This window comes from Vibrio sp. 1288 (assembly GCF_033344475.1).
In genome coordinates this window covers 1-563 of sequence record NZ_JAWPOX010000933.1, presented here as the reverse complement: position 1 = coordinate 563, position 563 = coordinate 1, and the positions used below count along the sequence as shown (strand labels likewise).

General features: G+C 39.8%; 1 protein-coding gene. It reads left to right on the top strand.

The annotated features are described in order from the left end of the window. Positions 1 to 346: 346 nt before the first annotated feature. The coding region (locus R8O11_RS30180; RefSeq protein ID WP_318195257.1) for a DUF2164 domain-containing protein at positions 347 to 563 on the top strand (217 nt) is incomplete at its 3' end.

Sequence of the window (563 nt, the reverse complement as noted above, 5' to 3'; positions counted from 1 at the left end):
CGAGAAAATGCAAGACCAAGATGGTGTTCACTCATACCTTGGTTATGTACGGCAGGATAATGCTTCTCACACAGTTTAAGACAATCGTCCTGAAAATCATTGACACTTTGGATCACTAGGTCGAGTAGCAAAGAATATCCCTTAATGGTTAACAAAACGAACCGCAAAAGGTTAGCATAGTCTTTTCAGAATAGACTAATTTAGATCAGCAACTTCTTGATCTAAACACCAAAATTAGAAGCAATACGAATTTGGGGTGATTAAAGGCTACACAATCGAGACGAAACTCGATTATTTCGTAACGGTTAGCGAAATCCCCCCTTAAGCCGCACTTAAAGGAACACGCATGATTAAGTTAGAAAGAGTCCAAAAAGAAACATTAGCGTCGGCAATTCAAGACTATATGCAGGATGAACTCAGCATTGAGATTGGCCAGTTTGACAGCGAATTTCTGATAGATTTTATTACCGATAAACTAGGCGCAGTCTATTACAACAAAGGCGTTGAAGATGCGAAAGCCGTGATAGAACGTCGAATGCTTGAAATGTCTGATGAGCTTTACG